General features: G+C 50.5%; 8 protein-coding genes. 1 reads left to right on the plus strand and 7 read right to left on the minus strand.

From position 1 onward, the window contains the following. Window positions 1-480: 480 nt before the first annotated feature. The 4 genes from AC1DLI_RS08980 to AC1DLI_RS08995 form a co-directional block, all read right to left on the minus strand. Window positions 481-8,031: a pullulanase gene (locus tag AC1DLI_RS08980; protein WP_477601637.1), complete on the minus strand. Its 7,551-nt coding sequence runs from the start codon at window positions 8,029-8,031 to the stop codon at window positions 481-483. 548 nt (window positions 8,032-8,579) lie between these two features. Further along, window positions 8,580-9,461 carry an aminoglycoside phosphotransferase family protein gene (locus AC1DLI_RS08985; protein WP_477601639.1) on the minus strand — a complete coding sequence of 294 codons (882 nt, stop codon included), beginning with the start codon at window positions 9,459-9,461 and terminating at the stop codon, window positions 8,580-8,582. Window positions 9,462-9,520: 59 nt separating this feature from the next. Continuing rightward, complete coding sequence (locus AC1DLI_RS08990; RefSeq protein WP_477601641.1) at window positions 9,521-10,255, minus strand: class I SAM-dependent methyltransferase; 735 nt, start codon at window positions 10,253-10,255, stop codon at window positions 9,521-9,523. Between the two features lie 81 nt (window positions 10,256-10,336). Then, complete coding sequence (locus AC1DLI_RS08995; RefSeq protein WP_477601643.1) at window positions 10,337-10,762, minus strand: DUF6157 family protein; 426 nt, start codon at window positions 10,760-10,762, stop codon at window positions 10,337-10,339. Between the two features lie 174 nt (window positions 10,763-10,936). Between AC1DLI_RS08995 and AC1DLI_RS09000 the strand changes: the two genes are divergently transcribed. Beyond that, window positions 10,937-12,346: a HEAT repeat domain-containing protein gene (locus tag AC1DLI_RS09000; protein ID WP_477601645.1), complete on the plus strand. Its 1,410-nt coding sequence runs from the start codon at window positions 10,937-10,939 to the stop codon at window positions 12,344-12,346. A gap of 148 nt (window positions 12,347-12,494) precedes the next feature. Here AC1DLI_RS09000 and AC1DLI_RS09005 read toward each other — a convergent pair whose 3' ends face one another. From AC1DLI_RS09005 to AC1DLI_RS09015, 3 genes are all read right to left on the minus strand, one after another. Further along, complete coding sequence (locus AC1DLI_RS09005; protein WP_477601647.1) at window positions 12,495-13,325, minus strand: AraC family transcriptional regulator; 831 nt, start codon at window positions 13,323-13,325, stop codon at window positions 12,495-12,497. Between the two features lie 24 nt (window positions 13,326-13,349). After that, window positions 13,350-13,832, minus strand: coding sequence for a heme-degrading domain-containing protein (locus tag AC1DLI_RS09010; RefSeq protein WP_477601649.1), 483 nt, complete (start codon window positions 13,830-13,832; stop codon window positions 13,350-13,352). 106 nt (window positions 13,833-13,938) lie between these two features. Then, complete coding sequence (locus AC1DLI_RS09015) at window positions 13,939-16,302, minus strand: glycoside hydrolase family 95 protein (protein ID WP_477601651.1); 2,364 nt, start codon at window positions 16,300-16,302, stop codon at window positions 13,939-13,941. Between the last annotated feature and the right edge of the window lie 62 nt (window positions 16,303-16,364).

Raw genomic sequence — 16,364 nt, forward strand, 5'->3', positions numbered from 1 at the left:
GCATTCGGTTACTTCATTCTGTTACTGCATTCGGTTACCGTATTTTGTTTATACACTGCGCTAAAAAGGCAGCTCGCCCTATATCTACGCTGCAGATTATGCAACGTAATGCTCCTCTAATCGCTCCCTATGGAGCTACATTGTAGTTTGTACAACAGAATCAGCTATATGCGGTTCTATTTCATATCCGAGTACTGATTCTGTTGTATTTTCTGCAACGCAGCTGTCCGCTTCGAGGGTCATGTCAGGTTTCTAATGTATTTTTTGCAGTGTAGCCATCTACTCTACGCCGATAAGTAAGCAGCTGATGCCGTCCTCGGCGAAAAAACTCTCTACTCGGTGAAATACAAGCATCGCACGGCCGTAGCATTGATTTTGTTCGGGGTGTGTCTTTTTACCCGGCATGGCAAGGAGTAGGCAATAAAAAAAGACGGGCTGTCTACAATGGTCAAATTGACCAAAGGAGCAGCCCATCTTTTTTTATTTAGCCAGCAAGTTATAAATTACTTGCGCGCTTTCGGCGCGCGTCATATTACCCTTCGGCACAAAGGTATCGTTCGCTCTGCCTTGAACCAGTCCAAGCTCCGCGGCAGCCGCTACGGATGCTGCGGCCCATGGGCTAATCTCACTGCGGTCGGTAAACGCCGCTTCCGCCGATCCCGCGGCGCTCTCGTTCGCTTTGCGCACTTCATAAGCGCGAATAATCATAACCGCCATCTCCTCGCGGCTAATCTTTTCATTCGGCGCAAACTTGCTGTCGCTGCGGCCTTTTACGATGCCCAGCTTGCTCGCTGCAGCCACATAACCGGAATACCATTTGCCTGCTCCAACGTCGGAGAAGCTTGCCGATCCATCCGCTTTAACGCCAAGCGCGCGAACGAGCATGGCTGCGAATTCGGCACGGGTTACGTTGGCTCCCGGAGCAAACTGCGTGCCGTTAATCCCATTCACGATGTTCTTCGCTGCGAGCGACTTCACCGCCGCGGAAGCCCAGTGGCTGGCCTCCACGTCTGCAAATGATTTGTCGTATTCCAGAACCGCATATTTGCTGAAATGGAATACCTCCGCCGTCATCCAATCGCCGTTCAACGCGCCTCCGACGTACTCCAGCTTGCCGTCATCGCTAACATAATAAACGCCAACGATGTCTTTGTTCGCATTCGCATCAACCTTGAAGGTAATCGTAATCGGCTTCTCGAACTTCGAAGCCTGAACCGTTTTTCCATCCTTCATGACTGCGCTTAAATGGAATTCATAAACCAAAGATGCTGCCTTCACCTGAGCCTGATCGGCTTCCACACGGTCAAGCAAAGCTTTAGCGTCCGCCGTCTTCACTGCTTTTAATTCAAATACAAGCTGCGCGCCGTCGGCTTGGGTGGCTGGAACGAGGGCTTGCACCGCTGCCAGCACTTCATTCGGCAGATTAATCGTAATGCCGTTTGCTTTCAGCTCCAAGTCATTGCCTACCAGCATAGCCGCTGCTTTAAACGGCAGCTGCACAATATTTTTTCCATTGGCTATTTGCACCGACGCTTTGCCGTCCTTGATCGTTTTCAAGCTGCTCTCATCCACGGTTTGAGCATCTGTTTCCTGCGGTGTATCAGGCGATGATCCATTCGACGAGACCTCGCTTAAAATCACCGTTCCGCCTTCGTTCCTGCCTGGTACGGAAACCGTCAATTGACCATTTGCCGCCACCGTGTACATCGTTCCGCTGTATTCATCCTTAACCGCCGATCCTGCTGCGAAAGGAGCGGTCAGCACAACCGCTTTGCTGTCAGTTGCCGTGTTAATGACCGTTACGACATTTACACCGTTAAATTGTTTGTTAAATGCCAGGTAGCCCAGTGCATCCGAGCCCGCAAGCTTCGTCCGCGCCCCTTTCGCATAGACCTTCGAGAATTTAGCCCGAATATTGAGCAGCTTCTCATAATGATCATGCATCGCCTGTTCTGCCTTCAGCTGCTCCCAAGGCATATCCGTCCGGTTTTCGCTGAACAGACCCGCGCTCATATCGCGTGCATTGGCACCCGAGCGGCCCAGCTCTTCCCCGTAATAAATGACGGGCTGGCCTTTTGCCGTAATTTGCAGAGCTGCTGCGATCTTCAGCTTTCCTTTGTCTCCATCAACAAAATGCGAGAGGAAACCATCCTCATCATGGCTGCTCAGGAACTGCCCCATGGTTGTCGTGTTATCCAGCTTGGTCTCGCGGTCCGCCAAGTAAGCGTCAACTGCGTCAATGGCTCCGTTTGCAAAATCTCTCGCTCTGTCATTGAAGCTGAAATCGAGCAAGCTGTCCATTTGACCACTGCGAAGCATACCTCCGTCACCGTCTACAGTACCACCAAAATACTCGCCAATCAGCTTAAACTCGGGATCTGCGGCAGTCAGCGCATTTTTGAATGCTTTCCATGTCGTGCTCTCCACATGCTTGATCGTATCTACGCGGAAGAAATCAATCGTATCTCCACGCTCCGTCTTCGCCCGCTCTAACCATCCTGCCTGCCATTCGATGATTTTTTCGCGTACAGCAGGATCCTCTGTCTTAAGGTCTGGAAGATGATCCAGCTCCCCTTCAACCGGATTCGTGCTGGCTTGAACGCCATTCGTCCTCAGCATGCCGTCAAAGCGCGCTTTGTCCTCAGGTGTAATGCCCGGGCGGCTTTCATCCGCCTTCAAGCCATAGCCGGTATGATTTAACACTACATCGACCATGATTTTGATGCCTTTGTCATGGGCTTTGTTGATCAGCTCCTTGAACGTCTCCATATCGCCGAGATGCTCGTCGAGCTTCGTGAAATCTTTCGCCCAATAGCCATGGTAGCCGTATTGCTTGGCGTTAAAATCAGCGCCTTTGTTAAAATCGATATTATCGACAATCGGTGTAATCCAAAGCGTATTGATGCCAAGCTCCTGCAAATAATCCAGCTTGTCGATCATCCCTTTGAAATCACCGCCGTGATAAGCCTCGAGATGCTCTTTATCCACGTCCGCATTATTGGTACTGTCACCGTCCGCGAAACGATCGGTTAACGCGAAATAGATGCGCGCCTCATCCCAATCAAAGTCCAGATTGCCGGCAAACGTTCTCGCTTTAACGGTCACCGAGCCCGTATGCGTATGCTTATTGCCGAACTCGTCAACCAGTGTAATCGGTATTTCCTTTACGCCGGCAGTAACCGTGTCTTTTACGGCAATGGTTTGTGCGAGCAGCGTGGTGTCCATCTTCACCATAGCCGGTCCGCCTAATGCCGTTAAATCCATATAGCCATCCGTAAAAGCTACCTCTTCCGATACGGCGGTCGTGATTGTCAATACCGCATTTTCGTTGTATGAAATCGCAGCTGGACTGACGGTTGCCGTCATGGTAACGACAGGCTTCCGATACGTAATGAAGGATTTGCCGTCAGAAGTATTTTTCGGATCGTTGATTTCTACTGCCGCTTCGTCCTTCTTCTTAACCACAAAGGTATACTCGTACGTACCGCCTTCTACATTAGCAAGCGTATACGCAAACCATTCCTTCGAAGCATCATAAGCCATATCGTACTCCGTATCGTTTACCCTCACCTTAACGCTGGTCATATCGCTGGACTGCCCGTTTTTGAACAACGTATCATCCCGGTAGAGGAAGGTAATGCCTCCATCCTTCAGAACAGGTCCATCAATCGTTGGCAAAATATCAAGTTGACTGACCATGCTCGTAATATTGACCTTTGTAAAGGCAGCCCCCGGCGCAATCGGAATGACCCGATCATCCGGAATATCCTGCTTCGCGGTGTTCCAGTCTCTTCCTTTGCGAAGCACAAAACCTACGCTGGTCGTGTCGGCCGAAATTTCCAGCAGGACCGTAGCTACACCGTTTTCGACTTTATCGAAATTGATTTGGTCATTTTTCACGCCGGTATTCCAAATCCACAGATTCCAATCCGTGTAGTTCTTATCCGGCCGGATGTAATTCAGCTGAACGTAACGCTTCACCGAATCCGTCGTAACCGAAACCGCCGCGCTCGCCGTGATGCCTTTGTACGTAACCGTAATCGTCGTTTGGCCAGCGCCGACTGCGGTTACAAGACCGCCCGCTGTAACGGCTGCCACCTCAGGCTTCACCGATGAGAACACGGCTGCATTCGTTACTTTTTTCTTGCTGCCGTCGCTGTATTTCGCATAAACTTCCGTTTGGTGCGTCGTTCCTACTTGAAGGGAATAGCTAGCGCTATCCAGCTCAAGCCCCGTAAGCTCCGGCGCTGCCGCGTCCAGCTTAATAATGACAGCTGTCAAAGGCGCAAGCTTAATCTTGCTTGCTGTCAGCTCGAAGCCCGTTGGATCTGCAACGGCCTGGGTGCCCGCCTCGTCGCTGTCCACAACGACCGTGCCTCCCGTCAAATCCTCCGAAAGCGTAAGCGTTCTTTCTTTATTATCCGCATTCATAAATACGTAATAATTCCCCGTGCCGTCGGTTGCTTTGTTTTTATAACCGATCACAAGATCGTTTGTTTTCATTTCCTCCGCGTTAATGAGCGTCACGTTGGAGTTAACCAAATCCTTGTCGCCTAGACGGAACGCATCCGTATGCTTTCTAAGCTCAATTAAGCCTGAAGTATACTGCTGCGTAACGTTATTGACCGGATATTGCCCGGCATCCGTCGCCTTCTGCCAATCGAACTTATTAATGGCATCGGACGAGTCATAGGAGTCATGGATAAAATACCCGAATGGGGTGCCTGACGCATCCGCAAGCTCATGGTATTTTTGCTCCGGGATGCCTTCGCCCAGCCATTGCTTCGTCCGGCCGTATTCTTGCCCTGCATGCAGGAAGGCCGTTCCTTGCGACGTCAGGATAAGCAAATTGCCCAGCCGTACCCGCTTATGAATTTCCAGATCATTAGCCGCTACGGCAGGATCCTTCTTGATCGATTGCGCGATAACATCGTATAGCGGTAAGTTATCATGGGCTTCGATATACTGCACCATGTCCCCCGGGTCGTCCGCCGGCGTGTTGCCGGGCTGGCCCTTAATGTTATTAAGAATCGTAGCGATGCTTCTCTCTCCGCCTGTAATGAATCTCGGCTCGCCCTCAGAGCCGAAGCCGGATTTCAATTCATTGCGAATCTCATCGGAGAAGACACCGACGCTGTCCGTTTTGTCCATCCAAGCCTGGTCTGCGCCCTTATCCTTTAAGGCCGGATCGGAAGCGGCGCCACCGAACGTTTTCCAGCCTTCCCCGATGAACAAGGCATTCGGATTAATGCCCGCAGCCGCGTCATAAGCATGCTGAACGGACTCATAAGTGGCATCGCCCATCATATCCCAGCGCATGCCGTCGATTTTATATTCATCAAACCAATACTTAACGGAATCAACCATCAGCTTTTCCGCCATTTTGTGAGAGGTCGCCAGGTTGTTGCCGAAGCCTCCGATGTTGTTGCCGTTCGCGTCCTGGAACGCATAGTAGTTTGGCACAATGTCGTTTAGGAAGCTTGCTTTTGCCATATGGGTGTAAACGACATCAAGCACAACCCCCATGCCTTCCTCATGAATCGCATCGATGAGTCCCTTTAATTCTTTCACTCTAAGCTCAGGATCCTTGGCATTTTCTGAATAAGCACCGTCCGGCGAGAAATAGCTGTGCGGATCATAACCCCAGTTATATTCATTATCGATCGCCGAAAACTCATTCTCCCTTACACCCATGTTCGCCTCGTCGCCATAATACCAAGCCATGACTGGAAGCAATTGAATATGGGTAACGCCCAGCGATTTGATGTAAGCCAGTTTATCCTTGAATGCGTTGTAGGAGCCCCATCGTGCCGTGAGATCACCTGCAACGGAAGGATCGGATGTAAAATCCCGAATATGCGCTTCCCAAATAATCGCATCCTCTCTTTTCTCATAGCCGTCGATTTGGGCAAAATCATAGTCTAGCGAAGGATCGGTTCCGCTTAGATCGACGATGGCCGCTTTCCCAACCGCATCGCCGTCAGGACCAGCCTCCCCTTTCGTATTGACTCTGAACTCCGCCATCGACTTCGCGTACGGGTCGAGTACGTTTTGGGTTACGCCGTCATTCGTTACTTCATATTGATAAAAATAACCCTTCAAGTCGGTTATGCCTTGACCGGCTAAATCGGCCGGAGCAATGGCTGCCGTCCACACGCCCTTGTCGCCTTTCGTCAAATCTACGCTGCCGACAAGCTGGGCTGCGTCATCCTTATCGTAGACATTGGCAACGACAGAGCTGGCTTTTGGCGCCCAGAGCTTCAAGATAACGCTGCCAGAGTCATAAGTCGCGCCAAGATCATTACCCTCGTAGTCGTACAGCTCATCCAGCATTCTCCAGCCTGAAGCGGCTGATATGGTTTTCCCTTGGTAGGTAACGCTGAGCGGAGCTTTGTCTAATTGGATATTCGCCGAAAGCAAGGCTGTTTTTTTATCCGCATTTAGCGTAACCAGATCAACGGCAACTGCTGCTCCGTCCTTATCTTTAATCGTGATCGCTGTCTTCAATTCATCCGCTGCGAGTCCGTCGGTCATCGTGAACCCGAGAAGGAGCTTGCTCTCAGATAAGATTTCGGCGGACACAAGTCCCGTTGGCAATTCAAAGTAAGGGGACACATAAACGTTGTTGTCGTCCTGCTTAATCCACAGCTGATTGTAGCGATCCAGGAGACTGAATGTCCGATCCCCGCCGTCTTTATCGCCTGATGTGCGATTGACCACTAGAAAGCTGATTTTCTGAGCGTTTTCTTGAAGCGGTACATCCACATAGCTGCCATAGCGGTCAACATGCTCAGCTGTAAATGCGGATGCTCCCATTGGCCAACCCGTAGAGGGAGCTGCCACCTGATCCCACAGCCATAGGCCAAAATCGCTCTGTTTTTTATCGTCTCTGACATAGTGAATGCGAACGGTGTTAGCCGGAAGCTCGACCGGCTCGTAGTAGGATACCTTATCGGAGCCCTGCTGTATCCAAACCTCATTAACCACCGGCGAGCTTATCGCTACGGCTTTGTCTCCGCCGTCCTTTGCGCCATCGGTGCGGTTGACAATAAGGAAGCCTACTTTTTTGGCGTTATCCGCAAGCGGAATATCGACATAAGCTCCGTAGCTGTCGCGCTTATTTTCCGGGAAGGCGGTCGCGCCAAGCGGCCAGCTTGCCGATGGAGCAGCTACATGATCCCATGCCCATACCCCTTGGTTCTCGTATAGGGCATCGGTCCGGCTGTAGTGAACGCGAAGATGCTTCGCAGGGACCGGATCCATATTCGGATCTAACGGGTCCGGGTCCGGATCCGTTTCAACCGGCGCCTTGAAATCTGCAGCTACCGCATGCGTGTTGGCATCATATTTAAAGGTTACCGGCAGATCCGCGGGAAGACTGAGCAATTGATTTTCTTGCGGGTAAGTTTCATCCTCCCACGTCGTTCCCAGTACAATTTTGAACTCGTAATTGCCTTTGGGCACATCCTTCGTGATCGTGTACTTACCGTCAAAATCAGAATCGCCCATCATAGCGAGTGCCGTTTGCGGTGCCCAGTTCCCCGGATCTCCGATTGCCGTCTGCAGGCTTCCAACGATACGCGGGAGCTTATCGCCCGCTAGCGGCGTATAATAGGTAGAATCTGCGATTTTATGCGTAGCGTGATTATAGTAAAAAGTAACCTCAGCTGCTTCAGCAAGGCTCAGCTTGATATTGCCTCCATTCTCCGCGCCGCTCAGATTCGTATAGCTGCTAAAGCCATAGCTTTCATCCCAGCCGCCGTTTAGGGCAACCTTATATTCATAAGCGCCTGCCGGCAGCATAGCCGTAAAGCTGTAATAGCCATTGCCGTTATCGGTCATTTTCGTAGCTTCGGCTGCCGGATCCCAGTCCCCGGTATGGCCTAGCTCAGACTGCAGGTCGCCGACAAGCACTACCTGAGTCGGTGCCGCAGCGCTCGCCTGCATCGGTATGATACCGGCAATCGACCAAATCATAGCCGCGATTAACAGGATAGCCAGCATTTTCTTTCGTTTTAGAGCAAAGCCCATTCGTGTGAACCTCCCCAAATTATCGTTAACGCTCGTTCAATTCTTATTAAAAAATCCCGTTTCACTGCTTCTTTCGCGCTGAATTAACACCTCCCGGCTCCTCTAATCTTTTCGAAAACGACTGTGCAATCGTTTGCATTAAAGACAAAACAAATGCAAACTTTAATTCAAAACCCCATTACTCAGCTGAATTGCTGCCGGAACAGGAATGAAAGCGTTTGCTTAGTCTCATATTAATACTCTCGTTAAAGCGCTGTCAATTGTTTTTCACTGATTTACCTTATTTCGACATGTATATGCATCCCATTTATTGAAAATGACAACGTTTGCACAAAAAGTTGCACAGTGCCTGCTGCCCGAGAAAAATAATTAGCTGGAACCCCATTATACAAGCGTAAACGGCTGACGCCGTCTTTGGCGGCAAAAGCTCGTTTCGTTTCGCGGTGAAATATAAGCAACTATAAAGTTAAATTTTTATACTTTCTTATATTTGAACAAATGCAGCCACGGACGGGAAAATAACGTCCTTGACTGCCTCTGTATCTCCGTTAGTGTGATTTGTAATCATCAACTATTATATTAATAATTCTATATGCTTCTTCTGCCAATGCATGGTTAGCATTTTTATTGCCGTTGTAGGTTATTAAAGCCTTCCATAAAGCCCATCCTCTTGCTCTGTTCCAAGTCTTTTCGTCCATATTTATTACATTCTTGAATATTTTTCTGCTGTTCTCGTCAAAAAATGTCCATGCCATAGCAGCATCACAAGAAGGGTCGCCTACACCCAATATTCCAAAATCAATAACCGCGCAAAGCTTCCCATCTTTAACTAATAAATTCCCCGGCGCTATATCACCATGAATCCAAACGGGATCTGAATCCCATTTCGAATCTAAAGCCAATTTCCAAATTTCTTTCAATACGTGTTCATTAAAAGCATCTTTATTATTCTCAATTGCATTTCTAGACTCTTCATCGTATACAGCTAAAGCTCCGCCTCTATAAAAATTATGCTTCCCGGCTAATGGACCTGCGCTTGCATCGATAGATTGTAATTCAATTAAAAATGCTCCTAAATCTCTCGCGAATTGATTTATATCATTAATATTCTTTGGCGTTAATGTCTCACCCTCCAACCACTTGTTGATAGACCAAGGATATGGATATTCATCACTTGGCATACCTTTGGCTAAAGGTATAGAAATGGGTAAAGAAAGTTTTTTAGATAATAGGGGCAGCCATTTCTGTTCTTTCTCTACTTGAGGAACATAGGACGCTGCACTTGGTAACCTTACACTCATATGATCGCCTAAATGAAAGGTTCTATTATCATGCCCGCTAACTTTGACAGGCCTGATCTCTAAATCCGACCATTCTGGAAATTGTTCTTTTATTAATCTTATAACTAAATCGACGTTTATATTATTCATTGATTACCTCTCTAACCGCCCAAAATCTAAGACTTGATTTACTTTTGTCATGCTGTATCCTAATTTTTAACCGCTGCGATCATCAAGAAAATAGGACGGCGAAGTTCGTCGCGCATTTCAGGAATTTGGTCCAGCATCTCCTGCGTCGGTTGAGGCTCGGAAAGCTTCGTGATGCTGAAGCCCGATTCAAGGAGTGCATTAACGTAACTGGAAACCGTACGATGATATTTAACGACGATATTATCTAAAAAATTCGCTTCTCTTGCACCTTCCAAATAGTAGCCGTCGACAGGCCAATGCAATTTCTCTCCGCTAGCGCCATAGTACCAGTCCTGCGCCGCCACAGCTGTGAAAACCGGATGCTCAACCGAGAACACAAAGGAGCCTCCCGCGGAAAGCGCCTGATGAACTTTCCGGCATACATGATCAAAGCTCTCGACATAATGAAAGGCAAGAGAGCTGATCACCACATCGAATTCGCCCTCGCTAAACTCAAAATCTTCAATTGCGCAGCGGCGGTACTCGATCTCTGAATCGTTCGTCAGCGTTCTCGCACGCTCCAGCATATTCTCCGAGATATCCGCGCCAACCACCGAACGGGCCTGGCGCTCGCGCGCATATCTGCAATGCCAGCCGAAGCCGCAGCCGAGATCAAGCACCTTTTTATCACGCAGCTCAGGAAGCATTGCGCGGAAAGCATGCCATTCCCCTGCTGCATCAAGCCCGCCGATCGAACGGGACATCTGGCTGTAATTCGCGAAAAAACCGGGATCATCATATTTATTCTGTTTCATGATAAGCAAAGCCTCCCCGTTATGATTTGAGCAGTCTCTCATGATGATGCTACTCTGCTCTTACAGGCTAATCCTATATTCTTACTTTCTGCTGCTGCGCATCCCTGCAAGCACCTTTAAGCCCTCCTGCTTACCCTCAACATATTGTTGGTATTCGGCAGATTCCCTAGCCACAAGCGCAAGCTTTCCAGCTTCATTAAAATGAATGCCCCAGCCGTATTTCTTCGGAAGCATCGATGCCCGCATGCATGCCATTGGCTTCGAAAAAAACGCCTCCCGAATCTCTGCTCCCTGTTCGGCTAATATCTCAGGCGCGATCTCCTTGTGGCGCACATGCACCTCGAGCATCAGCTCCTCCTGCGTATAGCGGTAAGGCTGCCCCGCGGCTAGCTCATATTCAAGGCTTGGTTTTGTCCGTCCGCCCTTCTTATCCGGCGGCACCGATCCGAACTCTACCGGACAATCCGCGGATACCGTAATAAACGTATTGTAATAATTCCATTCCATCACAAGTGCCCCCTTTGAGAAAAAGCTATTCCCATTATACCCATTTTTCCGCGCATTTGCTGCCGCTGAGGAAGTTAGTTTTATGCAAGCTTCACTTAGTTTCGTGTATGTAGCACGGGGCTGATATCTCATATAATCGGTGTATTCCAACAAACTTTAGGAGGACACTACTCTATGAATCCATCCCCACTATTGCTGACAGACGAACAAATGCGGAAGTTTATTACGGAAGGCTTCCTGATATTAAAGACGGATTTTCCGAAATCCTTCCATCAGTCGATGACCGCTGAACTAAAAAAAGTATATGACGAGGAAGGAAATCCCGGCAATAATTTACTGCCGCGAATCCGGGAAATTCAACAGGTATTCGACAGCCCCGTCATTCAAGGAGCCTTAACGAGCGTACTCGGACCAAACTATATGCTGCATGCGCATCGTCATGGCCACTATAATGCAGTGCCCGTGGCTGGCGGCTGGCACAAGGACAGCTACTGGGGTTATTCCCGTATGCGCAACCACCATCCATGGTGGGCAATGATTATGTATTTCCCGCAAAACACGCCTATGGAACTCGGACCGACAGGCGTTATGCCCGGCACGCAAAATTACGAATCACGTACTTTTGTCTCCGACGAGGCGGCTGGTGAAGCTTATGCCAGCGGCGAAGCAGGGACATTCGCCCTTATCCATTACGATATTTGGCATCGTTCAACGCCGAATGTATCAGGCCAAGCGCGTTATATGCTAAAATTCGAATTTATGCGTACCGAAGCTCCTGCCCAGCCTTCATGGAATAATCAGGTATCCGAATGGCAGGAGCCAGCCGACCTTGCGCTGCCTATCGCTGTCAACGAAACCTTGTGGGAGGAAACTTGGAATTGGTTATCCGGAAGTGTGGGAAGCCTGGCCGAATCAAGGGAAGAGAATAGCGTGAGAATAAAAGAGCTTTCGGGGGATTTGGCGAATTCGTTTGAACCGACCGCGCTGAACGCAGCTTATGAGCTTGCCAGATACGGTAAAAAAGGCATCTCGGCCCTTATTGCCGGCCTTCGTCACGAGAACGTATCGATTTCGCGCATTTCCGCATACGGTCTTTCCGCAGCCGGCATCGACGCCGTCGAAGAGCTGACATCAGCGCTGGCGGATGATCGCGAAGAGACCGTATTCCATGCGGTGTTTGCACTCGGCGAGCTTCGTCACCTTGCAGCTTCGGCGCTTGAAGCGCTTTGCCGCTTGTTATCCCACCCTTCCGCAGCCATTCGCAGCGCTGTGGCCGAAGCGCTCGGCATCATCGGCTCAGCTTCGCCTGCTTCGGTCGATGGGCTAATCGCCTGCTTAACCGATGAGGATGTTCAGGTGCGGTTTACGGCTGGACTCTCGTTATCCCGCCTCGGCTCGGCTGCGGCTTCCGCCGTTCCAGCTTTGGAGGCAGCCCTGGAAGATGAGAACCGATACGTTCGAGCACATGCGCTCGAAGCTCTCCGGTACATCGGCACGGAAGAAGCAAAGGACATCTTAATCAAGTCGCTATTCAACGCCCGCTGGTGCACGACCACTACGCCGGCAACCCCCTTCTATCCTTAATGTGAACAAGCGTAAACGGCTGACGCCATCTTTTGCGGCAGAAGCTCGTTTCGCGTTGAAATATTAGCATTGTATAAGGTTGAAATTTATACCTTCTTATATTTTAAACAAAGAACCGCAGCGAATCCGCCGCGGTTCTTTGTTTTTCCTATGCCTTCATGGAAAGCTCCCTATATTCGCTTGGCGACAACGCCGTGTACTCCTTAAAGAGACGCGAGAAATAGGTAGCATCCATACCGAGCGATTCTGCGACTGCCGAGATGCTTTGCGAAGTAAAGGTCAGCAGCTGCCTCGCCTTATCCATTCGCTTGCGGTTCACATATTGAATCGGCGAGAGCCCGGTCGTATTCTTAAACATACGTATAAAATAATTAGGGTGAAAATGTACAAGCTGCGCAAGGGTATCGACCGTCATATTTTCGGAAAGATGCTCCTCGATATAACTGAGCACCACATTCATTTTCTCGAATGAGCTTGTGGTTGGCGTGTTAATCGCAATAGGGCCCGCCTGCTCCAGCAGCATCGCCATGATCTCAAGAAAAGCAGCCTGCACATGCAGCTCGGCTGTCCATTCCTCGCTCTTATGATGCGCCACGAGGCGTTCGAATTTCTCCTTAAGCCCTTTATGATCGTTCACCGTTAAGATTACCGGCATTTCCAGCATCTGAAACAAATTGAAATTATCCAGCTTCGCAGTAAAATGGCACCAATATTTGCCGAACGTATCCGCGCTCAGCGTGCCGTAGGATTGCATGACATCCGCAGGCAGCAAGCAAAGGTCGCCGGGCTTTGGATAAAATTTACGCTTCCCTATCTGGACGTACCCTTCGCCTTCTTGGATGTAATAAAGCTTGTTTACATCAGGTGTATAATCATCATCCCTCCACGAAATGGGCACCTTCGTATAATTGGCAACGGCCACATGCAATTGCAAGCCGCTCAAATACGTTTTCCAAAATGTTTTACGATCAGCGTTCACTGTTACTCCCGCCTTCCCGGCTTTTTAGCGGGGCTGCCCGGACAAAAAGCGGCGCAGCACTGAAACAAGTAAATCATGATCCTCTTGATCCGGCAATCCGGACACGGTGACCGTTCCAATTTGCCCCTCGCCGATGACGATCAGCGGAAATGCCCCTCCTGCTCCTACATAATCCGCGAAGGGCAGTCCATACTTCTCTTCCATGGTGACCCCTTCGCTTTGAAGCCGGCAGGCTGTATGCCACGAGCTGGTGCCAAAATGATTCGCTACATTGATTTTACGTCTGATCCAGTTCTCGTTCTCTACTGACGTTCCCTCCATCGCATGGAGAAACAAACGTTGGCCGGCCCGGGTAACGTCGACCGTTATCCGTTTACCTGTTTGCCGCGCTTCCTCTACAATTGCTAGTCCAAGCGCAAGTGCTGTGTCATTCGTAAATGATGAGAACAGAAGCTCCTGCTCCTCCAGTTCCATCTGTTTTAATTTTTCTTGGATCGTTTGCATCATGGTCACTTTGGCTCCTCTTTGCTTTGCCTTAGTAAAAGATGTGGGTTACCACCTTTATATCAACCATCTTATCTCTTATCGCATGCCTTGCCAACAAGCTCCTTCATCATTCAGCCCGGCTTTGAATGCGATAGGTATGTCCAGCCAACACGGAAAAGTTCTCCTCTTCGCATACTAACACTTCTCCCGCTTCGTTCCATACCTCGAATGCGCCCGAGTGTGAAATGGTGCAAATTCCGTCTGCTGCTGCCGTTACGAAAGCCTCAAGCCATTTGCCCTCGCGCCATGCGATATCGACAATATAGCCTCCCCTTGCCCTAAGGCCCGACACGCTTCCTTCTGGCCATGCGCTTGGCAGCGCCGGCAGTAATATAATCGAGCCGTTATGGCTTTGCAGCAGCATTTCGGCAATGCCGGCCGCCCCGCCAAAATTACCGTCGATCTGAAACGGCGGGTGGTCATCAAATAAGTTAGGATGCGTCGAACGGGCCAAAAGCGTGCGTATGAAGCGATGCGCTCCTTCTCCGTCCCGCAGACGCGCAAACTGATTGATCAGCCACGCGCAGCTCCAACCGGTATGGCCTCCGCCATGGTTCAGCCTGCGTTCCAGCGTCGTCCTTGCCGCAGCCAGCAGCTCAGGCGTCGCTTCCGAGATTTGCTCCCCGGGATGCAAGCCGTACAAATGAGAGATATGACGGTGACCCGGTTCACTTTCTTCAAAATCATAGAACCATTCCTGCAGCTGGCCATGGCGTCCGATTCGCAGCGGAGGAAGCTTGGCTAGCGCCGCTTCCAGCTCCTCCTTGAAGAGAGGATCAATATTTAAGATCATGCAGGCTTCAATACAATGCGTGAACAGCTCCCGAATAATGCTGATATCCATCGTGCTGGCTAAGGATACGCTGCCTATTTCACCGTCCGTCGTAACAAATTTGTTTTCAGGTGAGGTAGACGGGTTCGTGACCAGATAGCCATCCGGTCCCGGCACAAGAAAATCAAGAAAAAATAGTGCGCTGCCCTTGAGCAGCGGGTAGGCCGTATCCTTCAAAAACACGGGATCTAGTCCGAACTGGTAATGCTCCCATAAATGGCGCATCAGCCATGCTCCGCCGAGCGGCCAAAACGCCCAGCTGGCATCCCCGCCGCTTGGCGCGGATGACCGCCACAGGTCTACATTGTGATGAGCGGTCCAGCCTCGCGCCCCATAATGGATTTTCGCCGTCCGCTGACCAGCCTCCGCCAGCTCGCCGAGCATATCAAACAGCGGCAGATGGCACTCGCTCAGCGCGCAAACCTCTGCATGCCAATAATTCATCTGCGCATTGATATTCGTCGTGTAATTGCTGTTCCAAGGCGGCTGCAGCTGATGGTTCCATATGCCCTGCAGATTGGCAGGCTGAGTGCCCGGCCTCGAGCTTGCCATGAGCAAGTAACGCCCGTATTGCAAATATAATGCTTCAAGCTGCGGGTCCGCTCCACCGTTCCGGTAGGCGATAAGGCGCTGATCCGTCGGCAGCTTCGCTGCGGGGGATATGCCTAATTGCAGATCCACCCGCCCGAACAGCCGGTCATGCTCCGCCATATGCCGCTCGCGCAGCGCTTTGGTGCCAAGCGCTTTGGCTGCTGCCATACGCTTTGTACACCTGGCGCTAGCTTCGGCCGCTCCGGCGGGTGAAGCATCGTAACGGATAAAATCGGTAGCAGCCGCCAAAATCAGCGTTACCTGCCTCGCTCCTGTAATATGGAGCCTGCCGCCGGCCGCTGCGCTAACCGTTCCACCCTCCTGCACCACCTGCAGCTGAAGCCCAAAGGATAAGCCACGCCCCTCCTCGAACAAGATCGGCTGCGGATGATCCCCATGATAATTGTCCGCTACATGGGTCGGGCATTGCCCTGCAAGCACAAGCCCATCCTCTCTTGTCTCCACGTGATACGGCAGCAGGGAATCGACAGAAACAAGCAGCTCCAGATCCGCGCCGCTCGCTTCATAGGTGACCACCATCACATCATCGACAGCGCTGACGTAGGCTTCCCGCTTTACCTGCGCTTCGCCAAATCCGTTTTCGGTCGACGCGATACCTGTCGCCAAATCAAGCTCGCGTCTGTAGCCGTCAGCCCCTGTTAACGCTGCCCCGGCATGCTCGATCCAAAGATTGCCGAGCGGCTGGTAAGGCTCAGTATTGACGCCTAGCATTTTTTGGTTGATGAGTCTCTCCGCCTCGGCATATTTACCGCCCTCTATGAAGGATCGCGCTGGCTGCAAATAGCGAAGCGCCTCATAATTGTTCGTATCCCGCGGGAAGCCTGCCCACAGCGTATCCTCGTTTAATTGAATCCGCTCGCGGCGGATGTCTCCAAACACCATGCCGCCAAGCCGTCCGTTACCAATCGGCAGCGCTTCCTCCCACCTCTGCGCCGGCTGCCCGTACCATAATTTCCATGCATGCTCCTGAATATCGTTTACCTTCATTGTGCCTACTCTCCCTCTCTTCCTTTTGCACCCTGATCCGCGTCTGCAAAGGAAAAAGCGGA

Source organism: Paenibacillus sp. 01T443, assembly GCF_056398325.1.